Here is an 18414-nt window from a genome sequence, read left to right on the forward strand (position 1 = left end):
GTCGCCGTCCGGTTCAGTGGTGTGGGGTCGGTGGTGTCGGGTGGTCGGTGAGGTCGGTGGGAGGCGGGAGCGCGTCAGCCGCAGCTCGCCGCCGCGTACGGCGCCGTGGCCGTGGCGGTGGCGGGCTTGCCCGCGACGAACGCGGTGGCCGTCGCGGTCGCGGAGCCGGCGGGCAGCGCGGCGGTGCGGGTCGTGAAGGAGTGGGTGACGCTCTTGCCGGCGGCCACCTCCGCGAACGTCTTCGAGCCCGAGGTCGAGGTGACGACCATCTTCACCGGGAAGGCGTTCGGGTTCGTCGCGACGACCGAGAGGACGACCTTGCCCTGCACGCAGCGGGTCGAGGCCGTGGCTGTCGCCGTAATCGCGGGGGCCGCCGGGGGCGCCGTGGCCGTGATCGTCGCCACGGCGAGGGTCGCCGACGAGTTCTGCAGTCGTCCCGTCACCTGGACGGTGTCGCCGGCCTTCTTCAGTCCTGAGAGGTCGGCCGTGCGCCAGGTCACGCCGACGGTCTCGCTGTGGCCGTCCCGGAAGCCGGCCGAGACGGTGGCCGGCAGTGCCACCGTCGTGGCGCCGGCCGGGGCGGTGGCGGCGACGGGCTTCACGGAGGTGACCAGGAGGGCCGGGTTCCACTTCGCGGCGAGCGCGTCGCGCTCCTTCGCCGTGATCGACAGGACGGAGCCGTGCCGGGGCGAGCTCGGCAGCGAGAACGCGGCGGGGTAGGTCCACTGGATGTCGCCCTCGAGCGAGTTCGTCGCGAGCGGGATGTAGCCCACTCCCCCGTAGTTGTCGACCCAGAGGAAGTACCGGTAGCCGCTGGTGTCGCCGGGGTTGGCGCGGAAGATCTCGGGTCCCTCCACCTCGGGAGTGCCGGCGGTGCGGCCGATGCAGGTGTCGAGGAGGCTCCAGGCGCCGGAGGCGGTGGTGGCGCGGAGGTCGCTGGATCGCTGGGCGATGATGTCCGGCGACGGGCACCCGGAGCTCTGGGTGGCCTTGGTGAAGCGGTAGTACTGATCGCCCTCCCTGAGCACGGTCGCGTCGATCAGGCCGTTGCCCTTGTTCAGCCCGGCGATGTCCGCGGAGGCGAACCACGGCTCCGGCTCGGTGAAGGTGCGGAAGTCGCGGGTGATCGAGGTGACGATCTGCGGCCCGTTGCCGTCGGGCCGGGTGCGCGCGTCGTCGAGGTACATCGAGGAGGTCCAGTAGACGACGTAGGCGTCGATGGCCGGGTCGTAGGTCGCCTCGGGCGCCCAGGTCATCCCGGCGTTCGGGACGTTGACCTCGATGTGGCGCTGCTCGCCCCAGTTCACGAGATCGGTGGACTCCCAGACCTCGAGGTGGCGGCTGCCGTTGCTGGTCGCGTCTCCCCAGCCCGAGCGGCCGACGGAGAGGTCGGTCGCGAGGAGGAAGAAGCGATCGCCCTCGGCCGAGCGCAGGATGTACGGGTCTCGGAGCCCCTGGGTCCCCTCGGTCGAGGTGAGGACCGGCTGGGCGTCGTTGAGGGTCTTCCACTGCAGGGCGTTGTCGCCGTCGGACGTCGCGAAGCGCAGCTTCTCGCCCTCGACGCTGTCGCCGGTGAAGTAGACGAACAGGTAGGCGTTCAGGTCGGCGGGGTCGAGAGGCGAGGCGGCGAGCACCGTGACCGGCAGCGACACCGTCACCGGCGTCGTCCCGTCGACGCGCACGGTGGCTGTCAGAGTGACGGGGGTGTCGGTGCTCCCGCGGGTGACCGAGCCCTTCCGGACGACGTCCGGCTCCGCGCCCTCATCGACGGCGCTGACGACGGCCGGTGCGGAGGAGGACCACTCGATCACCGCGTCCGCGGCTCCCGCTCGGGAGGCGACCGCGTCGAGCTCGGCTCCCGAGTCGGGCAGCGAGAGACTGCCGCGGACCGGCCCCTGCAGCGCCGGGTCGCTGCGCACGGCGTCGGCGACGGCGCGAGCGAGCTCGGCCTGCGCGCTGTCACCGGCGGCGAACGCCTTCACGGTGACGGTGATCGGTGAGCCGATGACGGTCGCCGCCCCGTGGGTGGCGGTCGGGGTCAGCTGCACGACGGCATCGGAGCTGCCGGCGGGCGGCCGGGTGACCGCTCCGGTGCTGGAGACCGTGCGGGGAGCGCTGGAGGACCAGGTGAGAGTCGATCCGTTCGCACCGCCGGCGGGGAGGGACAGATCCGCGGTGACAGCGGACGTGCCGCCGAGCGACACCGCCGCGTCCTTGGTCGCGAGCGCGGAGTGGACGCCCGCGGCGCTCTGCTGGATCTGCTCGGCGGACAGTGCCGAGGACCACACTCGGACGTCGTCGAGTGCACCGGCCCAGAAGGCGTCGGCGCCGTAGAACGACTTGCCGAGGTAGCCCGAGAAGGTGCTGGAGCCGATCGCGGCCGCCGCGGTGGACGTCGTCACCCCACGCCCGACCAGGCTGCCGTCGAGGTAGGTCGAGACGGAGTCGCCGCCGTCGACGACGACGGCCATGTGGACCCAGCGGGCGGCGGGGGCCGGAGCCGGAGCGGACGCGCGCACCTCGGTGCCGTTCGTGAGCGCCCCGTAGGCGGACGCGCCGCACTGCGTGGTCGCGAGCAGGTGCGCAGAGAAGCCCGACCCGAGGGTGAAGGGCCAGGTGCACTCCGGCGAGCCGCTCCAGAGCAGCCACGCCGACATCGTGACGTCCACCGTGCCGGCCGGGATCAGCCCCGGGGCGATCCGGAGGGAGGCGGCGGTCGATCCGCTCGCGCCTCCGGGAAGGGAGAGCGCGCGATCGGAGGCGGAACCGGAGGGCCCCGCGACCGAGCGGGCTCCGGACCCGACGACGGTGCCGGGGTGCGGACTCGAGGCTCCGTCCGCGACGATCGCCCCGTCAGGGATCGCCGACCCGACGACAGCCGAGGTCCCGCTCTCGTCGAAGCTGTAGCGCAGGATCGGCTCCGGCACGGTGGTCGCCGCGCCGGCTGCTCCGAGCGGGGTCATCGCCCCGGTCAGCAGCAGTGCGGCGATCGCCAGGGTCGGCCAGCCGGCCCTGCGTCGTCGGCCGCGGGCCGACTCGGCGGAGGGGCGTCCGGAACGCGGAAGTCGTGACGTCATCAGTGACGCATCCTCTCGGGCTCTGCTTCGAACCATCGGCCGGCCGCGGACGGAGGAGTGTCGTCCCGGTGGCGGCGTCTTCACCGTAGCAACAAAATGTTCACGGTAACAAGTTAATTATCGATTCCGCGGATAACGGACAGTCGTCGGCATCCGGAATACTTCTCGAACGCCGATCGCTCACAAAGCCGAATGGCACTCGGCATGGCGACCTGTCCCCCACTCGGGGCGTCATTCCGGCTTGACAGCAGTCGTCCGGCACGCAGAAGATCGGACCAGGAAGAGTGTTCACGATAACAATCCGCTCGTCCCCGAAAGATCCGGATTCCGGCCTCTCACTCTCCTTCAGTCGCGTCTCTCGACCTCCTGAAGAATGCGTCGGAAAGCCGGATCGACCATCTTCTCACCGTATCCGCGGTGGAAGGAATCAGTACGTCGACCACCCGTCAGGGCGGCCGAAGAACCTGAAAGGCATCGCATGTCCAGGACAGTGAAGTCCACCATCACGACACGCCTCCTCGGAACACTGACGGCAGCACTGATCGCGGGTCTGACCACCCTCGGCGCCGCCGCACCGGCCGAGGCGGCGACCGCGCCCGTCGGGGTCGGCGCGGCCCAGGAGATCCGCAATCAGCACAGCAGCATGTGTCTGGACGATTTCGACTTCGTCACTCAGCCGGGTGCCGAAGTCCGCCAGTGGAGCTGCTCGGAAGCGAGCAATCAGCGCTGGCAGATCCGCGATCTCGGGACCGGTTATGCCGAGATCAAGAACGTCTTCAGCAACCTCTGCTTGGACGACTTCAACTTCGGAACCGCTCCCGGCGCCGAGGTGCGGCAGTGGACCTGCACCGGGGCCGCCAACCAGCAGTGGCAGATCACGGACGTCGGCGGCGGATCCAGCCAGATCCTCAACCGGCACAGCAATCTCTGCCTCGACGACAGGGACTTCGCTCAGACCGACGGCGCCGCGATCCAGCAGTGGACCTGCACCGGTTCGAAGGTGCAGCGGTGGAGCATCACCGACCCGACCGTGCAGAAGATGACCTACGCCCTCGTCCGCTCAGCGAACCCCTCCGCCGACGAGCTCGACGCCTACGCCCGGATCACCGATGCGATGGATCGGGCGGTCGCGCGCTACAACCGCCTCTCGAACATCGACCGGTTCTACACCGTCTACTACGTGCCCGGCGTGCCCACCGCCGACGCGAACCCGAACGGCACCATCCGCTTCGGCGCCGACCGCGGCTACATGCAGGAGGGCACCGCCCTGCACGAGCTCTCGCACACCGTCGGAGTCGGCTACGACGCCTTCGTCGACCGCTGCCAGAACAACGGCTGGACCTCTGCCCTTCCGCTGCTGCGCACCTGGGACGGCCCCACCGCGACCATCAACTGCGGCGGCGGCCACATGTGGCCCTACGGCCTGAACTACAACCCCGAGTACACCGAGCTCAACTCCGAGCGCCACGTGAAGCTCGTGCAGGCGATGCTCTCCGACGGAATGTAGTCCGAGAGATCCACCTGCGGGCCCCGGCCCGGCGAGCGACCTCAGCACGAGGTCGCCTCGCCGGGCCGGGGCTTTCTGTCTTCTCCTGCCGCGTCACGATTCTGGAATCGACGAGGCCGCGCCCACAGCGCATTCAGATTCACTCGGATACTCGCATCATTTATCGCCATCGCCATCGCCATCGCCGTCGCCATTTGAATTGCCATCGCCCTTGCCCTTGCCCTTGCCCTTGCTATTGCCGTGGCCATTGCCGTGGCGTCCCGCCCGAGAATCGACGCGAGATCACGCTCGTCCTTCGATTCTCGGTGTCTCTCCTGCCCCTCTTTCTCGAGAGTGCCTCGCCGACCGACTCGGACACGAGAGCGGAGAATCACCACGCGTGTCGCTCCAGCTCCGGTCCGAGTCATCATTCGCTGCGCGGCGCCGCCAGGCGTGTGCGCGATGCCGGGGAACGCCGAGAGGGGGCCCGCCCACTCGACGTGGACGGACCCCCTCGGTCGGCTCAGCTGCAGCGTGCTGCGGGGTAGGTCGCCGTCACCGGAGTGGTGGCCCCGTTCACCGTGGCGGTTCCCTCGAGCGTCCCGGCCGACAGGGAGGCGGCCCGGGTGGTGATCGCCAGCGTGCCCGTCTTCTGTGCACCGATCTGCTGGCTGCGCGCGCCCCAGGGGGTGACCCAGGCGACGTCCGCCGTGCCGGCGCCGGCGTTGCGGGTGGTGATCGTGACGACGGCCCTGCCGGAGATGCAGCGCGTTGTGGCGGTCGCGGTCACGGTGACGGCCGACGCCTGGACGGTGATGGTGGCGCGGACCGTGCGATTCGCGGTGAGCACCTCTTCCGCGGCGCTCATGTCGAGGACCGGTCCCCCGTCGGCGGCCCAGTGGATCCGGCGGAGGTAGGTGTCGCGGTTGCTGCTTCCGTTCGAGCGGGCGTGGAACACCAGGACCTCGTTGCCGTCCTCGTCGACCGTGAAGCTGTTGTGTCCAGGGCCCCACAGGTTCGCGGCCGGGTCGCTCTTCAGGAGCGGAGCGTCGGACTTGGCCCAGACCGTCTGATCGGTGAGATCGGCGCCGGACGGGGCGGTCAGGAGGCCGACGGCGTACGTGCGATCGGTTCCCGATCCCGAGTAGGTCAGGTAGACCTTCCCGTTGTGGGTGATGGCCGTCGCTCCTTCCGCGACGTTCGTGAGGTTGGTCTCCCAGCCGTAGGAGGCGGTGACGAGCTTGCGCGGTTCGCTGGTGAGGCGCCACGGGTTCGCGGGATCGATGGTGGCGATCCAGAGCTCGGCGTCGCCGATGACACCGCCGGTGACGTAGCGCTGCGACCAGGACACGTAGGTGCGGCCGCCGTCCTGGAAGACCGTCATGTCGAGGCTGATGCCGGGGTGCTGGGCGTCGCGCTGCAGCGCCGTGCCGTCCTGCTTGAGGACGGGGCGAGGCGTCTCCCAGTCGGCGAGACGTGTCGGGTCGCCGCCGGTCTTCAGCTTCTGCACATAGGACGTCACGCGCTGCCAGTCGATCGCGCCGATGCAGGGCGAGTAGTAGATGTAGAGCTCGCCGTCGAGATCGTGCAGCTCGGGCGCCCAGTAGCAGCCGGCGATGCCGGCCGTGCCCTGCGCGACGACCATGCTGTCGGCGGCGGTGCGGAGGCCGTCGATGGTCGGTGAGCTCCGCAGGAACATGCCGGGCTGGTCGTCGCCGCGGTCGTCCGTGGAGATGAAGAGGTAGCGGTCCTTCCAGCGGAGGATGTCCGGGTCGGCCTCGGCGCGGAGGAACGGCGCCGCGTAGTCGCGCTGTCGCACGGTTCCACTGACCTGGTAGGTCCCCGGCGTGGTCGTGTCCACGGCGGCCAGATCGGCGGCCGACCAGTCGACGGGCAGCTTCTTCGTGGAGCCGTCCGAGTAGCCGAGCGTCGCTGCCCCGAGCGCGGGCACCGCCGCCCCCTGCGGGACGGTCGCGGCGTCGACGGCCACGGTGGTGTTCCGGATCCGGCCCAGTCGCTTCTCGAGCGAGGAGGCGGTGTCGGCGGGGACGACCAGCAGGTTGGACGGCACGGCTCCGGTGATCGAGGTGGAGACGGCGGCATCGGGCAGCGAGATCGCGCCTCGGCGCAGGTCGCCGCGGGTTCCCGCGTCGGCGAGGTCGGTGAAGGACCGCGAGAAGTCCGCTCCCGCCGCGTCCTTCCAGGTCACTCGGTACTGCTTGGCCGCCGAGTCCCAGACGGCGCGCGGCTCGGAGGCCACGGTCACCCCGAGGTCGACGAAGCCACGCGGTTCATAGGAGACGAGGTCCTGGGTGGTGAAGAAGAGCGGCGTTCCGCGGCGTTCGGAGTCGACATCGCCGTTGGTGAGCGTGCGGGTGGCGAGGACGCCGTAGCCGCCGGTCGCGAGCTGGAAGACGTAGGGGTCGCGGAGCGTCCGGGTCTGCACGACATCCAGCACGCCGGTGGGCTGAGCATCGGCGAACAGGACGCCGGTGTTGTCGTTGAGCGCCTCGGTGCTGGTGCGGGTCGTACCGAGGCCGAGGTGCATGCTGTACGCGACGTTGCTGCCGTACTCCTGCGATCCCAGCGCAGTGCGCTCGTAGGCGAGGAGGTAGCGGGCCTGGCCCGCCGGGAGGACGCGGACGGAGAAGGTCTTCGTCGTGGTGGCCGTTCCGGAGCGGAGCTCCCCCGTGACGGTCGCGGACACGGCCGCCGTGCCGCTCGCGCGCACCGCGCCCGCTGCGATGCTCACGCCGGCGGTCGTGGTGCGCCAGGTGAGGGTCGCGCCGGCGGGAGCGGTGGGGAGCAGCTCGCCGTCGGCGAGCGTCGGGCGGAGGACGATGCTCTCGGCGAGCGCGTCGAGGTCGGCCTGGGCGTTCTGCGCGGCGACGATGAGCGGGAAGCTTCGGGTGGTCGAGGCGCCCCCGAGGGTGAGGGTCGCCGTCAGCGTGACGGCGGCGTCGGTGCTGCCGGAGGGCCGGATGACTGTTCCCGTGCTGCTGATGCGGGACGGGTCGGAGCTGGTCCACCGGATGCTCGAGCCCTGCGCGCCGGTGGTGGGGAGTGCGAGGTCCGAGCTCACGCGGGAGGGTCCGACGTCGATGGCCGCCGCGTCGGAGGCGAGGGCCGCGGTGCGGACACCGGCGTCGACGCCGCTCCAGTAGCTGTCTGCCACCTGCTGAGCGGAGAGAGCGCTGGTGCGGATCTGGAAGTCCCGCACGCCGCCCCTGTAGAAGGGGTCGGCGTAGGACGAGCGGCCGATGTAGCCGACGAGGTCGGTGCCCAGATCGCTGACCGATCGGTTCGTCACGGTCTCGGCGATGAGGCGGCCGTTGTAGTAGCCGGTCAGCTTCCCGGGCTGCAGGACGGTGGTGTAGAGGCCCCAGGAGGCGTCGGTGGTGGGCCCGGTCGGTCCGCTCGCGGGGATCCCCGCTTCGGTCGTCCACGGCGCCTGCGCGTTGCGGCTCGCGGTGATCACCGACTTGAAGCGTCCGCCGGGGTCGCGGGGGTTGAGCAGCCAGTACTGGGACGGCGGGCTCTCGGCCGTCCCGAAGAACACGGCGGCGTAGTTGCCCGCTCCGGTGTCGTTGCGCAGCCAGGTCTGGATGGTGAGGGTGTCGCGACCGTCGATGAGGCCGCGCGGCAGTTCGAGGTAGGCCGCGGCGCTGCCGCTCGCGCCTCCCGGAAGGACGAGCTCGCTCCCCGAGACCTGTGCTCCGGAGCCGCGGAGGATCGCGGTGCGCCCGCCGCCGGAGGCATCGGGGACCGTCGTGCCGGAGAGCTGGGAGAAGTCGTAGCGGACGAGGAGATCGTCGGCGGCGGTCGCCGGGACGGCCGGCAGTGCCACGCCGGCTGCGACGACCACCGAGGCGAGCGCGCCGACCAGGGCGGCGCGCCATCGTGTGGTGGGTTTCATGGGAACTCCTTCATGTCGGGGCGAGGCAGCGCTGCCTGCCCTGATCCGGTGCGGATCGAAGTCAGAGGGTGGAGGGTCGCGGGGGAGTGGGGCCGGCCCGCGGACCGGCCCCACTCCCGGCGCCCTATCCGCAGCGAGCGGCGGGGTAGGCCGCGGTGACGGGCGTGCTCGCACCTCCTGCGACGGACGTCCCGGTGAGGGTCCCCGCCGTGATGGCGGCTGCCCGGGTCGTGATCGCGAGAGAGGCGGTCTTCTGCGCGCCGATGCTCTGGGTGCGCTCACCCCAGGGCGTCGCCCAGGTGACGACCGCAGCGGCGGCGCCGGCGTTCTTGGTGACGACCGTGACGACGGCCTTCCCCGCGACGCACCGCGACGAGGCGGTGGCGGTCACCGTCGAGGTCGTTCCCCGGACGACGACGGTGGCGGTGACGGTCCGGTTCCCCGGCGCCACCTCCTGGGTCTTCGTCAGCGACAGGTCGAGGGTGCCGTTGGCCCGGACGTTGACGCCCTTCAGCCAGGTGTTGCGGTCGGAGTCGAACAGGCCCCCGGCGTTCACCGGATCCGTCGCCAGGTGCGGGTCCTGGTACGGGCGGGCGTGGTAGGCCAGGACGAGGTTGCCGGACTCGTCCTTCGCGAACGAGTTGTGACCCGTTCCGGCCTGCTGCTTCGTGTAGTAGTTCGTCTCGTCCGCTCCCAGACGACCGGTGAAGGTGTCGTTGGTGTCGAGGACCGGGAACGCGGTCTGCTTCCAGCTCGCGGGATCCTGCAGGTCCGCCGCCGCGGTCGTGCTCAGGAGTCCGAGGCTGTAGTACTTGTCCACCGTGCCTCCCGAGTAGGTGATCGAGATGGTGTCGCCCTGCTGCACCATGAACGGCGCCTCGACGACTCCCTGGTCGCGTCCTTCGGTCGTGTCGCTGGGAGTGGGCGCGAGCTTGCCGATCTCCCACGGCTGGCTCTCGCCGTAGACGCGCGTGAGCTGCCCGTCGACGAGGGGCACTGTCCCCTTCGGGCCGGAGACGGCCTTGCCGATCAGGATCTGGCCGCCGGAGGGCATGATCCAGTAGCCCTGCTGCTTGCCGGCCTCGGTGCGCTCGAAGTAGCTGACGTCGAACGCGGCGCCGTCGAGGACGACGGGCTCGCCCCACTTGGTCTGGTCGAAGAAGCCGCCCGCGGCGATCGACGCGTCGGTGCCCGTGTAGGGAATGAGGACGGTGTTGTCGCAGAAGCCGCCGACGGGGGCGTAGCCCTTGTTCATCCCGGCGACGATCCACCAGGTGCCGTTGATCTTGTGGAACTCCTGCGCCCAGATGAAGCCGCCCCAGCCGTAGAACGTGTTCGGATACTGCCCCTCCTTGCCGGGCGTGCCCTTGTCCGGGTCGATGACGATCTGCTCCGGCGCGTCCTGCAGCCCCGCGAGCGTCGTGGCCCGCTTGAGGCCGATCTTGCGGTAGCTCGAGCTCTCCTCGATCGGTCCGAGGGAGGACTGCCCGTAGTGCGATCCGGTCAGGTAGTAGTAACCGTCGTCGGGGTTGAAGAAGACGTGCGGATCGGCGCGGGCGTCACTCACCATCTCCTCGGGGTCCTGCTGGACGGTGCCGGACACCTGGTAGCTGCCCGGCTTGGCGGTGTCCACCCCGGAGAGGTCGTCCTGCCAGTCGACGTTGAGGCTCTTCTTCGATCCGTCGTTGTAGTCCAGCGTGGCCTGCTTCGGAAGCGCGGCCGCGACTCCGGCGGCTCCGGCTCCCTGGGCGACCGTGGCGTCGATCCTCTCGACGCCCGTGTTCTGCAGGTCGACGTAGTTCTTGTAGAAGACGTCGAACTCGGCGGCCGTCAGCGCGAGGTCGCTCGCCTGGCTCTGCGCGGCCCAGGACGGGAGTCCTGCGCCCTGGACGCCGAGGACCCGGGTGTCCGCCTTCGACGTGACGCCGAGAGGAGTGCTGGCGGTCAGGTCGGCGAGGACCGTCACCCGTCCCTCACCGGTGAGCAGGTCCGTCCAGAACACCTTGTACTTCTGCGCCGTGGCGTCGAACACGATGCGCGGGTCGGTCACGACCGAGCCGGGAGCGATCCGCACGGCGCGCTGCTGCGAGAACGTGCTCCCCTCGGGGGAGGTCCACACGTAGACGGAGTCGGTCGCGTTGTTCTGCGCGGACACCGCGCCCAGCGCCCCGTTCGCGGACCGGAAGAGGCTGGGCGACCCGACCTGGGCGTTCGGCTTCGCGCCCTGGTCGCCGTCGTTGGCGACGTACAGGATCGCCTGGGAGCGGTTCAGCGGCTCCCAGCTGCTGCCGCCGGCGGGCAGTGCCGCGGCGTACAGCGCGTCGGCGCGGCGGTCGTCGTTGTAGGCCAGCGGGTCGTCCTTCGTCCCGGCGGTGGTCGTCACCGTCTTGACGTAGGTCGCGATCCGTCCGCCGGGAGCGGCGATGCGGCTGTCCCAGCGGAAGGTCCGGCTGCTGCCCTCGACGGTGGCGGTGAGCGTCACGGCGGCGGTCCCGGTGCCGAGGCCCGACGTGTCGATCGCTCCGTTCGACTGCACGCGGCCCGCTCCGGCGCCGGTGGCGCTCCAGGTGACCTGCTTGCCGAGGACGCGGGACGGCAGGTCGCCGAGCACGGTGGCCGGCACGGCCAGTGCGGCGCCCGCGTCGGAGGTGACCGCCGGGTTCTCCGCGCCCAGCTCCGTGCCGGAGAGCGCCCGGTCGTAGATGCGCAGGTTGTCGATCAGGCCGGAGAAGTACTCTCCCCCGCCCCAGTTCGCCTTGCCCACCTGGAGGACTCCGCCGGACGAGCCGAGGATCTGGCTCAGCGGGACCCCGGAGCCGTTGACGGCGACCGGCTTCCTGTCGACGAAGAGACGCGTCGTCGTCTCCGTGACGACCAGATCGACGTGCTTCCACTCGGCGTTCGTCGCCGTCGTGGCCAGGTTGCCGGCCGTGTTCCGGCCGTTCGTGTTGTCGTACCGCTCGACCGCGATCCCCGAGGTCCGATCGAGGACGCCGAGGTAGTGCTCCTGGGCGTACTCCTGACGCGTCGCCGAGCGGGCGGCGAAGACGGCCCAGCCGGTGTTCGCCGAGGCGTCGGGCTTGCTGTCGTACGAGATCGTCACGTTCTGCCGGCCGGCCAGGAGCGCCGTGCCGTCCGTGGCGGTCAGGTCGAGCCACGAGGCCGACGAGAGGCGCGCGGCTGTGCCCTGGCCGGTGTTCCCGGGGACCAGGTTCGCCGCTCCCTGGACGGCGGCGCGGGTGCTGCGATCGACGAACGCGCCGTTGCTCGGGGCCGCATCGAAGGTGAAGTCCGCGAGCAGGCTCTGCTCGGGAGACGGGACCGCATCGGCTGCCGCAGCGGCTGTCACCGGGACCGCGCAGGACGCGAGCAGCGCGACCGACGCCGCCGCGGCGGTGACGAGTGCGCGCATCGCCCTCGGGTCGGGTCGTCTGGAATCCGGTCTTCTCGAACCCGGTCTTCTCGCATCCGGACTCTTCAGGTGGGGGGACGTCGACATTGACGGTTCCTCTCCGGATTCGCCTCTGAATCCGATGCGGGGAAGGCGGAAAGCGCGAGTTGCGCAACACCTGTCGAGCTTCTGGGAGGACGGGGGATCCTCGTCGACACGCTGAACCTAATGCAGATTGTTCACGGTAACAAGACGACCGACTCCGCAGGATCGCGCTCCTCCTGCGCAGGATCACGACACCGCGGCGGCCGCGTCCGACCGAGAGTGGAACCGACCCGTTCTCCCCCAGGAAAGGACCACCATGTCGAGAGTCGTGATCGTCTCGGGCGCCTCGAGCGGCTTCGGGGCGATGACCGTCCGCGAGCTCGCCCTCGCCGGCCACCGCGTCTACGCGGGCATGCGGGCGATGGACGGCCGCAACGCCCCCGCCGCCGAGGACGCCCGCGCCTTCGCCCGCGAGCACGGCGTCGATCTCCGCCCGGTCGAGCTCGACGTCTCCGACCAGGCGTCGGTCGACGCCGCCGTCGCCCGGATCGCCGAGGAGAGCGAGCGGATCGACGTGGTCGTGCACAACGCCGGCCACATGGTCCTCGGGCCGACCGAGGCGTTCACCGTCGAGCAGCTCGCCGAGGTCTACGACGTCAACGTGCTCTCGACCCAGCGGCTCAACCACGCCGTGCTGCCGATCCTCCGCGCGCAGGAGGACGGCCTGCTCGTCTGGGTCGGCTCGTCCAGCTCCCGCGGCGGCACGCCCCCGTACCTCGGCCCGTACTTCGCGGCGAAGGCGGCGGAGGACGCGCTGGCCGTCGGCTACGCGGTCGAGGTCGCGCGCTTCGGGATCGACACCGTCATCGTCGTCCCCGGCTCGTACACGACGGGCACCAACCACTTCGCGCACGCCGGCTGGGCCGCGCGCGCGGAGATCGCCGCCGCCTACGAGGACCGCTACCCGGGCCTGATGGACGACGTCTCGGCGCGCCTCGCCGAGCTCGCACCGGCCGACGCGGACCCGCGCGAGATCGCTGTCGAGATCACCCGTGTCGTCGGGCTGCCCCGCGGCGAGCGCCCCTTCCGCGTCGTCATCGACCCGGCCGACGACGGCGCCGCCCGCGTCTTCGCGCTCGGCGACGCGGTCCGCCGCGAGTTCTACGAGCGGATCCGGATGCAGGACCTGCTGAGCCCCGCCGACACCGACGTCCCCGCCACGACCGCAGCTCAGGGAGAGAACCGATGACCACCCAGGATCAGCCCCGCACCGCCCTCGTGACCGGCGGCTCCGGCGGGATCGGCCGCGCCGTCGTCGAGCGGCTCGCCCGCGACGGCTTCTCGGTGGCCGTGCACTACTCGGGCAACCGCGAGCGGGCGGAGGACGTCGCCGCGGCGGCCCGCGCTCAGGGCGTCGAGGCCGTGGTCGTCGGCGGCGACGTCGCCGACGAGGTCGCGATGGGCGCGGCCTTCTCCGACGCGGAAGGCGCGCTCGGCGGCCTCGACGTCGTGGTGAACACCGCCGGGATCATGATCCTCGGCCCCGTGGCGACCTTCGATCTCGCGGACCTCGACCGGATGCACCGCACCAACGTCCGCGGCCCGTTCGTCGTCGCGCAGCTCGCCGCGGCCCGCCTGCGACCGGGCGGGGCGATCATCACCTTCTCCACGAGCGTCACCCGCACCTCGTTCCCGAGCTACGGCCCCTACGTCGCGTCGAAGGCGGCCGTCGAGGCGCTCACGCTCGTCCTCGCCCGCGAGCTGCGCGGCAAGGACATCACCGTCAACGCCGTCGCGCCCGGCCCGACCGCCACCCCCCTCTTCCTCGACGGCAAGTCGGAGGAGGAGGTCGCCCGCCTCGCGGGCGCGGTGCCGCTCGAGCGCCTCGGGCAGCCCGAGGACATCGCCGAGACCGTCGCCTTCCTCGCCGGCCCCGGCCGCTGGATCAACGGCCAGGTCGTCTTCGTGAACGGCGGCCTCGCCTAGCTCGAGCAGGGACGAGACGCCGCTCCGCGGCTCCTCGACCAGCACGACGCCGACCCGCCCCCTCATGCTGATCGACCAGCATCCGCAGAGCGCCCCCTCATGCTGATCGACCAGCATCCGCAGAGCGCCCCCTCATGCTGATCAACCAGCATCCGCAGAGCGCCCCCTCATGCTGATCGAGTAGCGCCCGCAGGGCGCGTATCGAGATCCACCGCACCCCCACCCGCCACCGGCTCCGCCCCGTCGTACCGCGCCCGCGCCGCCTGCACCGCCGGCAGCTGGCGGTCGGTCCAGCGCAGCAGCGCGTCGACCAGCTCGTTCAGCGTGTCCCCGATCGGCGAGATGCGGTACTCGACCGCGATCGGCCGGGTCTCGAGGACGACGCGGCTGATCATCCCGTTGCGCTCGAGCCGGCGCAGCGTCGCGGTCAGCGACTTCTGCCCCACCGCCGGGACGGCCCGCCGCAGCTCGTTGAAGCGCAGCGGCCGCTCGCAGAGCTGATCGAGCACCTGCAGCGACCACTTGTCGAGCAGCTCGTCCAGCAGCTCCCGGTGCGGAGCGTCGACCTGCAGCAGCTCGGTCACGGTGGGGGCGGCGGCGGGTGGGGGCGTACTCGGGAGGCGTGCAGACCCGCCCGCTCCTTGCCGGTCGAGGAGCGCCGAAGGCGCGTATCGAGACCCGCCCGCCCCAGCACTCAGCCCCCCAGCACCCTGATCAGGGTCATCCCCGATGCCGTCCCGCCCACGACCTCCGAGAATCGACTCATGCCTCCTGCCCCGTCCCGCCCGCGCCTCGTGCGCGCCCTCCTCGTCGCCCTGGTCGGCGGTCTGCTTCTGGGCGGGCTCACCAGCCTCCTGCAGGGCTCGCTGCCCGGGCCGGTGAACTCCTTCGCCAACTCCTCGGGCGGCTGGTCGATGCTGGTCTTCGCGCTGGTGCGGCTCGGCGGCGCGCGGCCCGTGGCGGCGGCGGCGCTCGGACTCCTGACCTTCTGGGCCCTCCTCGAGGGCTACGACCTGGTGACCGCCGCGCGCGGCTTCGGCTACTCCCCGCCCTTCACCGACGTGTTCTGGCTGCTGGCCGTGCCGGCCGGGCCGATCCTCGGCGCCGCCGCCGCACTGACGCTGCACGGCACGACGCCCTGGCGCGTGCTCGCGGTCGCCCCGCTGTCGGGCGTCCTGATCGGCGAGGGCGCCTGGGCGCTGGCGAACGTCGCCGACACCACCAGCCCGGTCTACTGGTGGCTCGAGATCGTCCTCGGCACGGCGTTCCTCGCTCTCGCGCTGATCCGGAGGCGACCGCGCCGGCCGATCGCCCTCGCCGCCGTCGCGGTCACGGCGGCGGCCGCGCTCGCCTTCGTCGTCGTCTACTCCGTCCTGTGAGCCCCCGCCGTCCCGGATCGCCCGCACGATCCCTCCCCGTCCTCGCCGCCGGCCTCGCGCTCGTGGTCTCCGGCTGCTCGTCACTGAGCGCGCCCGCCGCCTCGCGTCCGCCGACGCCGCTCCCGTCGATCTCCGCCGCAACCTCTGCGGAACCCGCCCCCGTCGACGTCTCCGCCGAGCTCGCCGCCCTCGAGGCCGAGTTCGACGCGCGGATCGGCGTCAGCGCCGTCGACACCGGCAGCGGCCGGCAGGTCCTGCACCGGCAGGACGAGCGCTTCGGCTACGCGTCGAGCATCAAGGCCCTGGCCGCCGCGGAGTTCCTGCGCAGCGTCCCCGCAGACGAGCGCGACGAGGTCGTCACCTGGACCGCGGCGGACGTCGAGGCCGCCGGCTACTCCCCCGTCACGGGCGAGAGCATCGACGGCGGGCTGCCGCTGGCGCAGCTGGCCGAGGCCGCGGTCCGCCGCAGCGACAACACGGCGCTGAACCTGGTGCTCGACCGCCTCGGCGGGCCGATCGCCCTCGACCGTGCCCTCGAGCAGCTCGGCGACACGACGACCGACGTCGTCGACGAGGAGCCCGCCCTCAACACGATCGCCCCGGGCAGCACCGCGAACACCACGACTCCGGCGGCGTTCACCGCCGATCTCACCGCCGTCGCACTCGGCGAGGCCCTTCCCGCCGCGGATCGCACGCTGCTCCTGGACTGGATGAGCGGAAACGCGACCGGCGACGCGCTGATCCGCGCGGGCGCTCCCGAGGGCTGGGCCGTCGCGGACAAGTCGGGCGGAGCCGGCGGCCTCCGCAACGACGTCGCCGTCGTCACGCCTCCCGGCCGAGACCCGATCGTGCTGTCCGTCCTGACCTCCCGCAACGACCCGGAGGCGGACTACGACGACGCCCTCGTCGCGCGGGCGGCCGCTGTCGTGCTGGGAGCTCTGCAGTAGCCGGACGAAGGTGAGCGTCTGTCTGCCGCTCCGACCCCCCTCGGGGTGGTGTGTCGCTCGTCGGCTGTTCCCTATCCTGACGAAGCTGGGAGGCTCCCTGAATCCTTCCACAGGCTCGGCACCCGCTCCGGAGGTTCGCCCTCGGAGGTCCGCGAGCACGCGGTTCGTCCTCCCCCGGGAGGGTCGAGAAGCGCCTACCCGACAACCCGATGCACGGCCGCTCCGGCGTCCGTGCCGCGGCGGCGTCACCGCGGCAGTGCCGCACTCCATCAGCCCGGACCGCAGCGACGCGTCCTTCGGCACCGCTCCCCGGCGCGGCACCGATCCGCCGCCCGCTTCGAGGCTCCCTCGTCGACGTGCTCCGGGCGACCTCCGCACCGCACCAGTCCCTCCCCGCACAGCACGAGTCGATCGGACGACACCACATGGCCCCGACCACCCGCTCCAGAACCGCCCTCCCTCTTATCCGCCGCCCCAAGGACGCCCTGCGCGTCCTGGCGATCGCCGCCGCCGTGGCGATCGGCGTCACCGGAGTCTCGATCCCGGCCGCGTCGGCCGCGGAGGGCAGCGCCTCCCACGGGCCGGACGGCACGCACTACCCCTCGGCCACCCCCGACATCCGCTCCGGTGTCGCGGACTACACCGTCGTCGACGCGGCCGCGTCCGGCTCGGCGATCCGCAAGGCCCTCGACTCGCTCACCCGCACGCAGATCGCGGAGGGAGCCGTCGTCCGGGTCGCCCCCGGTCACATCGCCGACCTGTCCGCGCTCAACGGCTACCGCAACACCGGCAGCGAGAAGGTCCTGGTCACCGCCCGCGACGGCTTCCAGTCGGTCACCGGCGGCAACTGGGCGCTGCGCTCGGTCACCGGCATCACGCTGATGCGCTTCGACATCGACTCGCTCGACGTGAAGGGCGCCACGAACGCCTCGTTCGCCTGGCTGCGGATCAACAAGAACTGGCTCGGCCTCGCCGCGTCGGCGGGCGTGCCGGTGCGCGACGTCGAGCTGATCGAGGTCGTGGTGCCGGACTCGACGGTCAAGAGCGCCGACTCGGCGCAGATCAAGGCGTTCTCGCCGGACGTGATGGGCGACGTCCTGGTCGACGGCAGCTACCTGGCGCCGTCCTACTACGTCGACGCCGTCTACGGCGGGTCGAACCCGGCGCGGCCGCACACCGACACCCTCCAGATCGAGGGCAGCGGCGTCACCGGCCAGATCACTCTCCGCGACACGGTCGTGTTCACCTCCAACAACAGCGCCGTCATCGTCGGCGGAGTCCGGAACGTGGCGTTCGAGGACTCGTTCATCGTCGGCGGCCCGCTCGCGATGAAGCGCTACCCCTTCCTGCGCGGCGGTGCCGGCTACGCCGGTGCGATCAACGGCGCGGGCAGCGTCAGCGCGATCCAGGGCACCGGAGGCGGCAACATCGACGCCTCCGACTCGATGCTCGCCGGCTCGCTCCAGCCGAAGTGGGACACCGTGACGAACACCGTCACGAACATCGCGGGCAAGACCGCGACGCGCGGCGGCTTCACGCTCGACAGCACGCTGAGCTCGATGAGCGTCGACGAGCTCGACTCGAGGACGCCCCGCCCGACCACGTCCCGCCTGATCGGGATCTGGGACGACGTCGACACCTCGACGCCCACGCCGACGCCCACCCCGACCGCGACGCCGACGGCGACTCCCACGGCGACGCCGGAGCCGACCGCGACGCCGACGGCGACCCCCACCGCGACGCCCGAGCCGACCGCGACCCCCGAGCCGACGTCGACCCCGACGCCGACCAAGACCCCGGAGCTCCCCGCGGAGACGCCCGACGGTGAGGACGGCGGAAGCGGACCCGTCGCCGACACCACCGCCCCGAAGGTCGCGATCACCTCGCCGTCGGCCGGCGCCGTCATCAGCGGCTCGACCACCGCCACCGTCACCGCGACCGACGACACCGCCGTCACCGGCGTGGCGTTCTACCTCGGCAACCTCAAGGTCGGCGACGGCACGAAGACCGGCGGCAGCACCTGGTCGCTGACCACCAGCACCGCCGGCATGCGCGGCACCTTCCCGCTCACCGCCCGGGCGACGGACGCGGCGGGCAACGTCGCCGCAAGCGCTCCCGTGACGGTGACGCTGCGCTAGCTCCCCGCGCTCAGCCCTGAAGGGCCGGCCCCTCGGCGACGAGGCGCCG

At 71.6% G+C, this 18414-nt stretch carries 10 protein-coding genes; 6 read left to right on the forward strand and 4 right to left on the reverse strand.

The features are described 5' to 3' along the window. Window positions 1-74: 74 nt before the first annotated feature. Window positions 75-3077 carry a LamG-like jellyroll fold domain-containing protein gene (locus tag MT351_RS08500; protein ID WP_243581913.1) on the reverse strand — a complete coding sequence of 1001 codons (3003 nt, stop codon included), beginning with the start codon at window positions 3075-3077 and terminating at the stop codon, window positions 75-77. 478 nt (window positions 3078-3555) lie between these two features. Between MT351_RS08500 and MT351_RS08505 the strand changes: the two genes are divergently transcribed. Beyond that, window positions 3556-4584, forward strand: a complete 1029-nt coding sequence (locus MT351_RS08505) for an RICIN domain-containing protein (RefSeq protein ID WP_243581914.1) — start codon at window positions 3556-3558, stop codon at window positions 4582-4584. 502 nt (window positions 4585-5086) lie between these two features. Here the strand turns inward: MT351_RS08505 and MT351_RS08510 are convergent. Both MT351_RS08510 and MT351_RS08515 read right to left on the reverse strand, forming a co-directional pair. After that, a complete protein-coding gene (locus MT351_RS08510; RefSeq protein WP_243581915.1) occupies window positions 5087-8479 on the reverse strand; it encodes a family 43 glycosylhydrolase in 3393 nt (1130 codons plus the stop codon). A gap of 124 nt (window positions 8480-8603) precedes the next feature. Continuing rightward, window positions 8604-11891 carry a family 43 glycosylhydrolase gene (locus MT351_RS08515; RefSeq protein ID WP_243581916.1) on the reverse strand — a complete coding sequence of 1096 codons (3288 nt, stop codon included), beginning with the start codon at window positions 11889-11891 and terminating at the stop codon, window positions 8604-8606. A 340-nt stretch (window positions 11892-12231) separates the two neighbouring features. On the opposite strand from MT351_RS08515, the gene MT351_RS08520 reads away from it, so the two are divergent. Together MT351_RS08520 and MT351_RS08525 are read left to right on the forward strand one after the other, a co-directional pair. Further along, window positions 12232-13164: an SDR family NAD(P)-dependent oxidoreductase gene (locus MT351_RS08520; RefSeq protein ID WP_243581917.1), complete on the forward strand. Its 933-nt coding sequence runs from the start codon at window positions 12232-12234 to the stop codon at window positions 13162-13164. Next, the gene (locus MT351_RS08525) at window positions 13161-13901 is read left to right on the forward strand and encodes an SDR family oxidoreductase (RefSeq protein ID WP_243581918.1); all 741 of its coding nucleotides are present in this window, start codon (window positions 13161-13163) and stop codon (window positions 13899-13901) included. The genes MT351_RS08520 and MT351_RS08525 overlap by 4 nt, the downstream gene beginning before the upstream one ends. 167 nt (window positions 13902-14068) lie before the next feature. On the opposite strand, the gene MT351_RS08530 is transcribed toward MT351_RS08525, so the two are convergent. Further along, a complete protein-coding gene (locus tag MT351_RS08530) occupies window positions 14069-14485 on the reverse strand; it encodes a helix-turn-helix domain-containing protein (RefSeq protein WP_243581919.1) in 417 nt (138 codons plus the stop codon). 180 nt (window positions 14486-14665) lie between these two features. Here MT351_RS08530 and MT351_RS08535 point away from each other — a divergent pair, with 180 nt between their 5' ends. The 3 genes from MT351_RS08535 to MT351_RS08545 all read left to right on the forward strand — a co-directional run bounded on the left by MT351_RS08535 (window position 14666) and on the right by MT351_RS08545 (window position 18365). Continuing rightward, a complete protein-coding gene (locus tag MT351_RS08535; protein ID WP_243581920.1) occupies window positions 14666-15280 on the forward strand; it encodes a DUF6518 family protein in 615 nt (204 codons plus the stop codon). After that, a complete protein-coding gene (gene bla / locus MT351_RS08540) occupies window positions 15277-16227 on the forward strand; it encodes a class A beta-lactamase (RefSeq protein ID WP_243581921.1) in 951 nt (316 codons plus the stop codon). The genes MT351_RS08535 and bla overlap by 4 nt, the downstream gene beginning before the upstream one ends. A gap of 425 nt (window positions 16228-16652) precedes the next feature. Beyond that, window positions 16653-18365 carry an Ig-like domain-containing protein gene (locus MT351_RS08545; protein WP_243581922.1) on the forward strand — a complete coding sequence of 571 codons (1713 nt, stop codon included), beginning with the start codon at window positions 16653-16655 and terminating at the stop codon, window positions 18363-18365. Window positions 18366-18414 lie beyond the last annotated feature (49 nt).

Origin of the sequence: Rathayibacter sp. VKM Ac-2926, from assembly GCF_022815565.1 — a bacterium.
GTDB classification, from domain to species: domain Bacteria; phylum Actinomycetota; class Actinomycetes; order Actinomycetales; family Microbacteriaceae; genus Rathayibacter; species Rathayibacter festucae.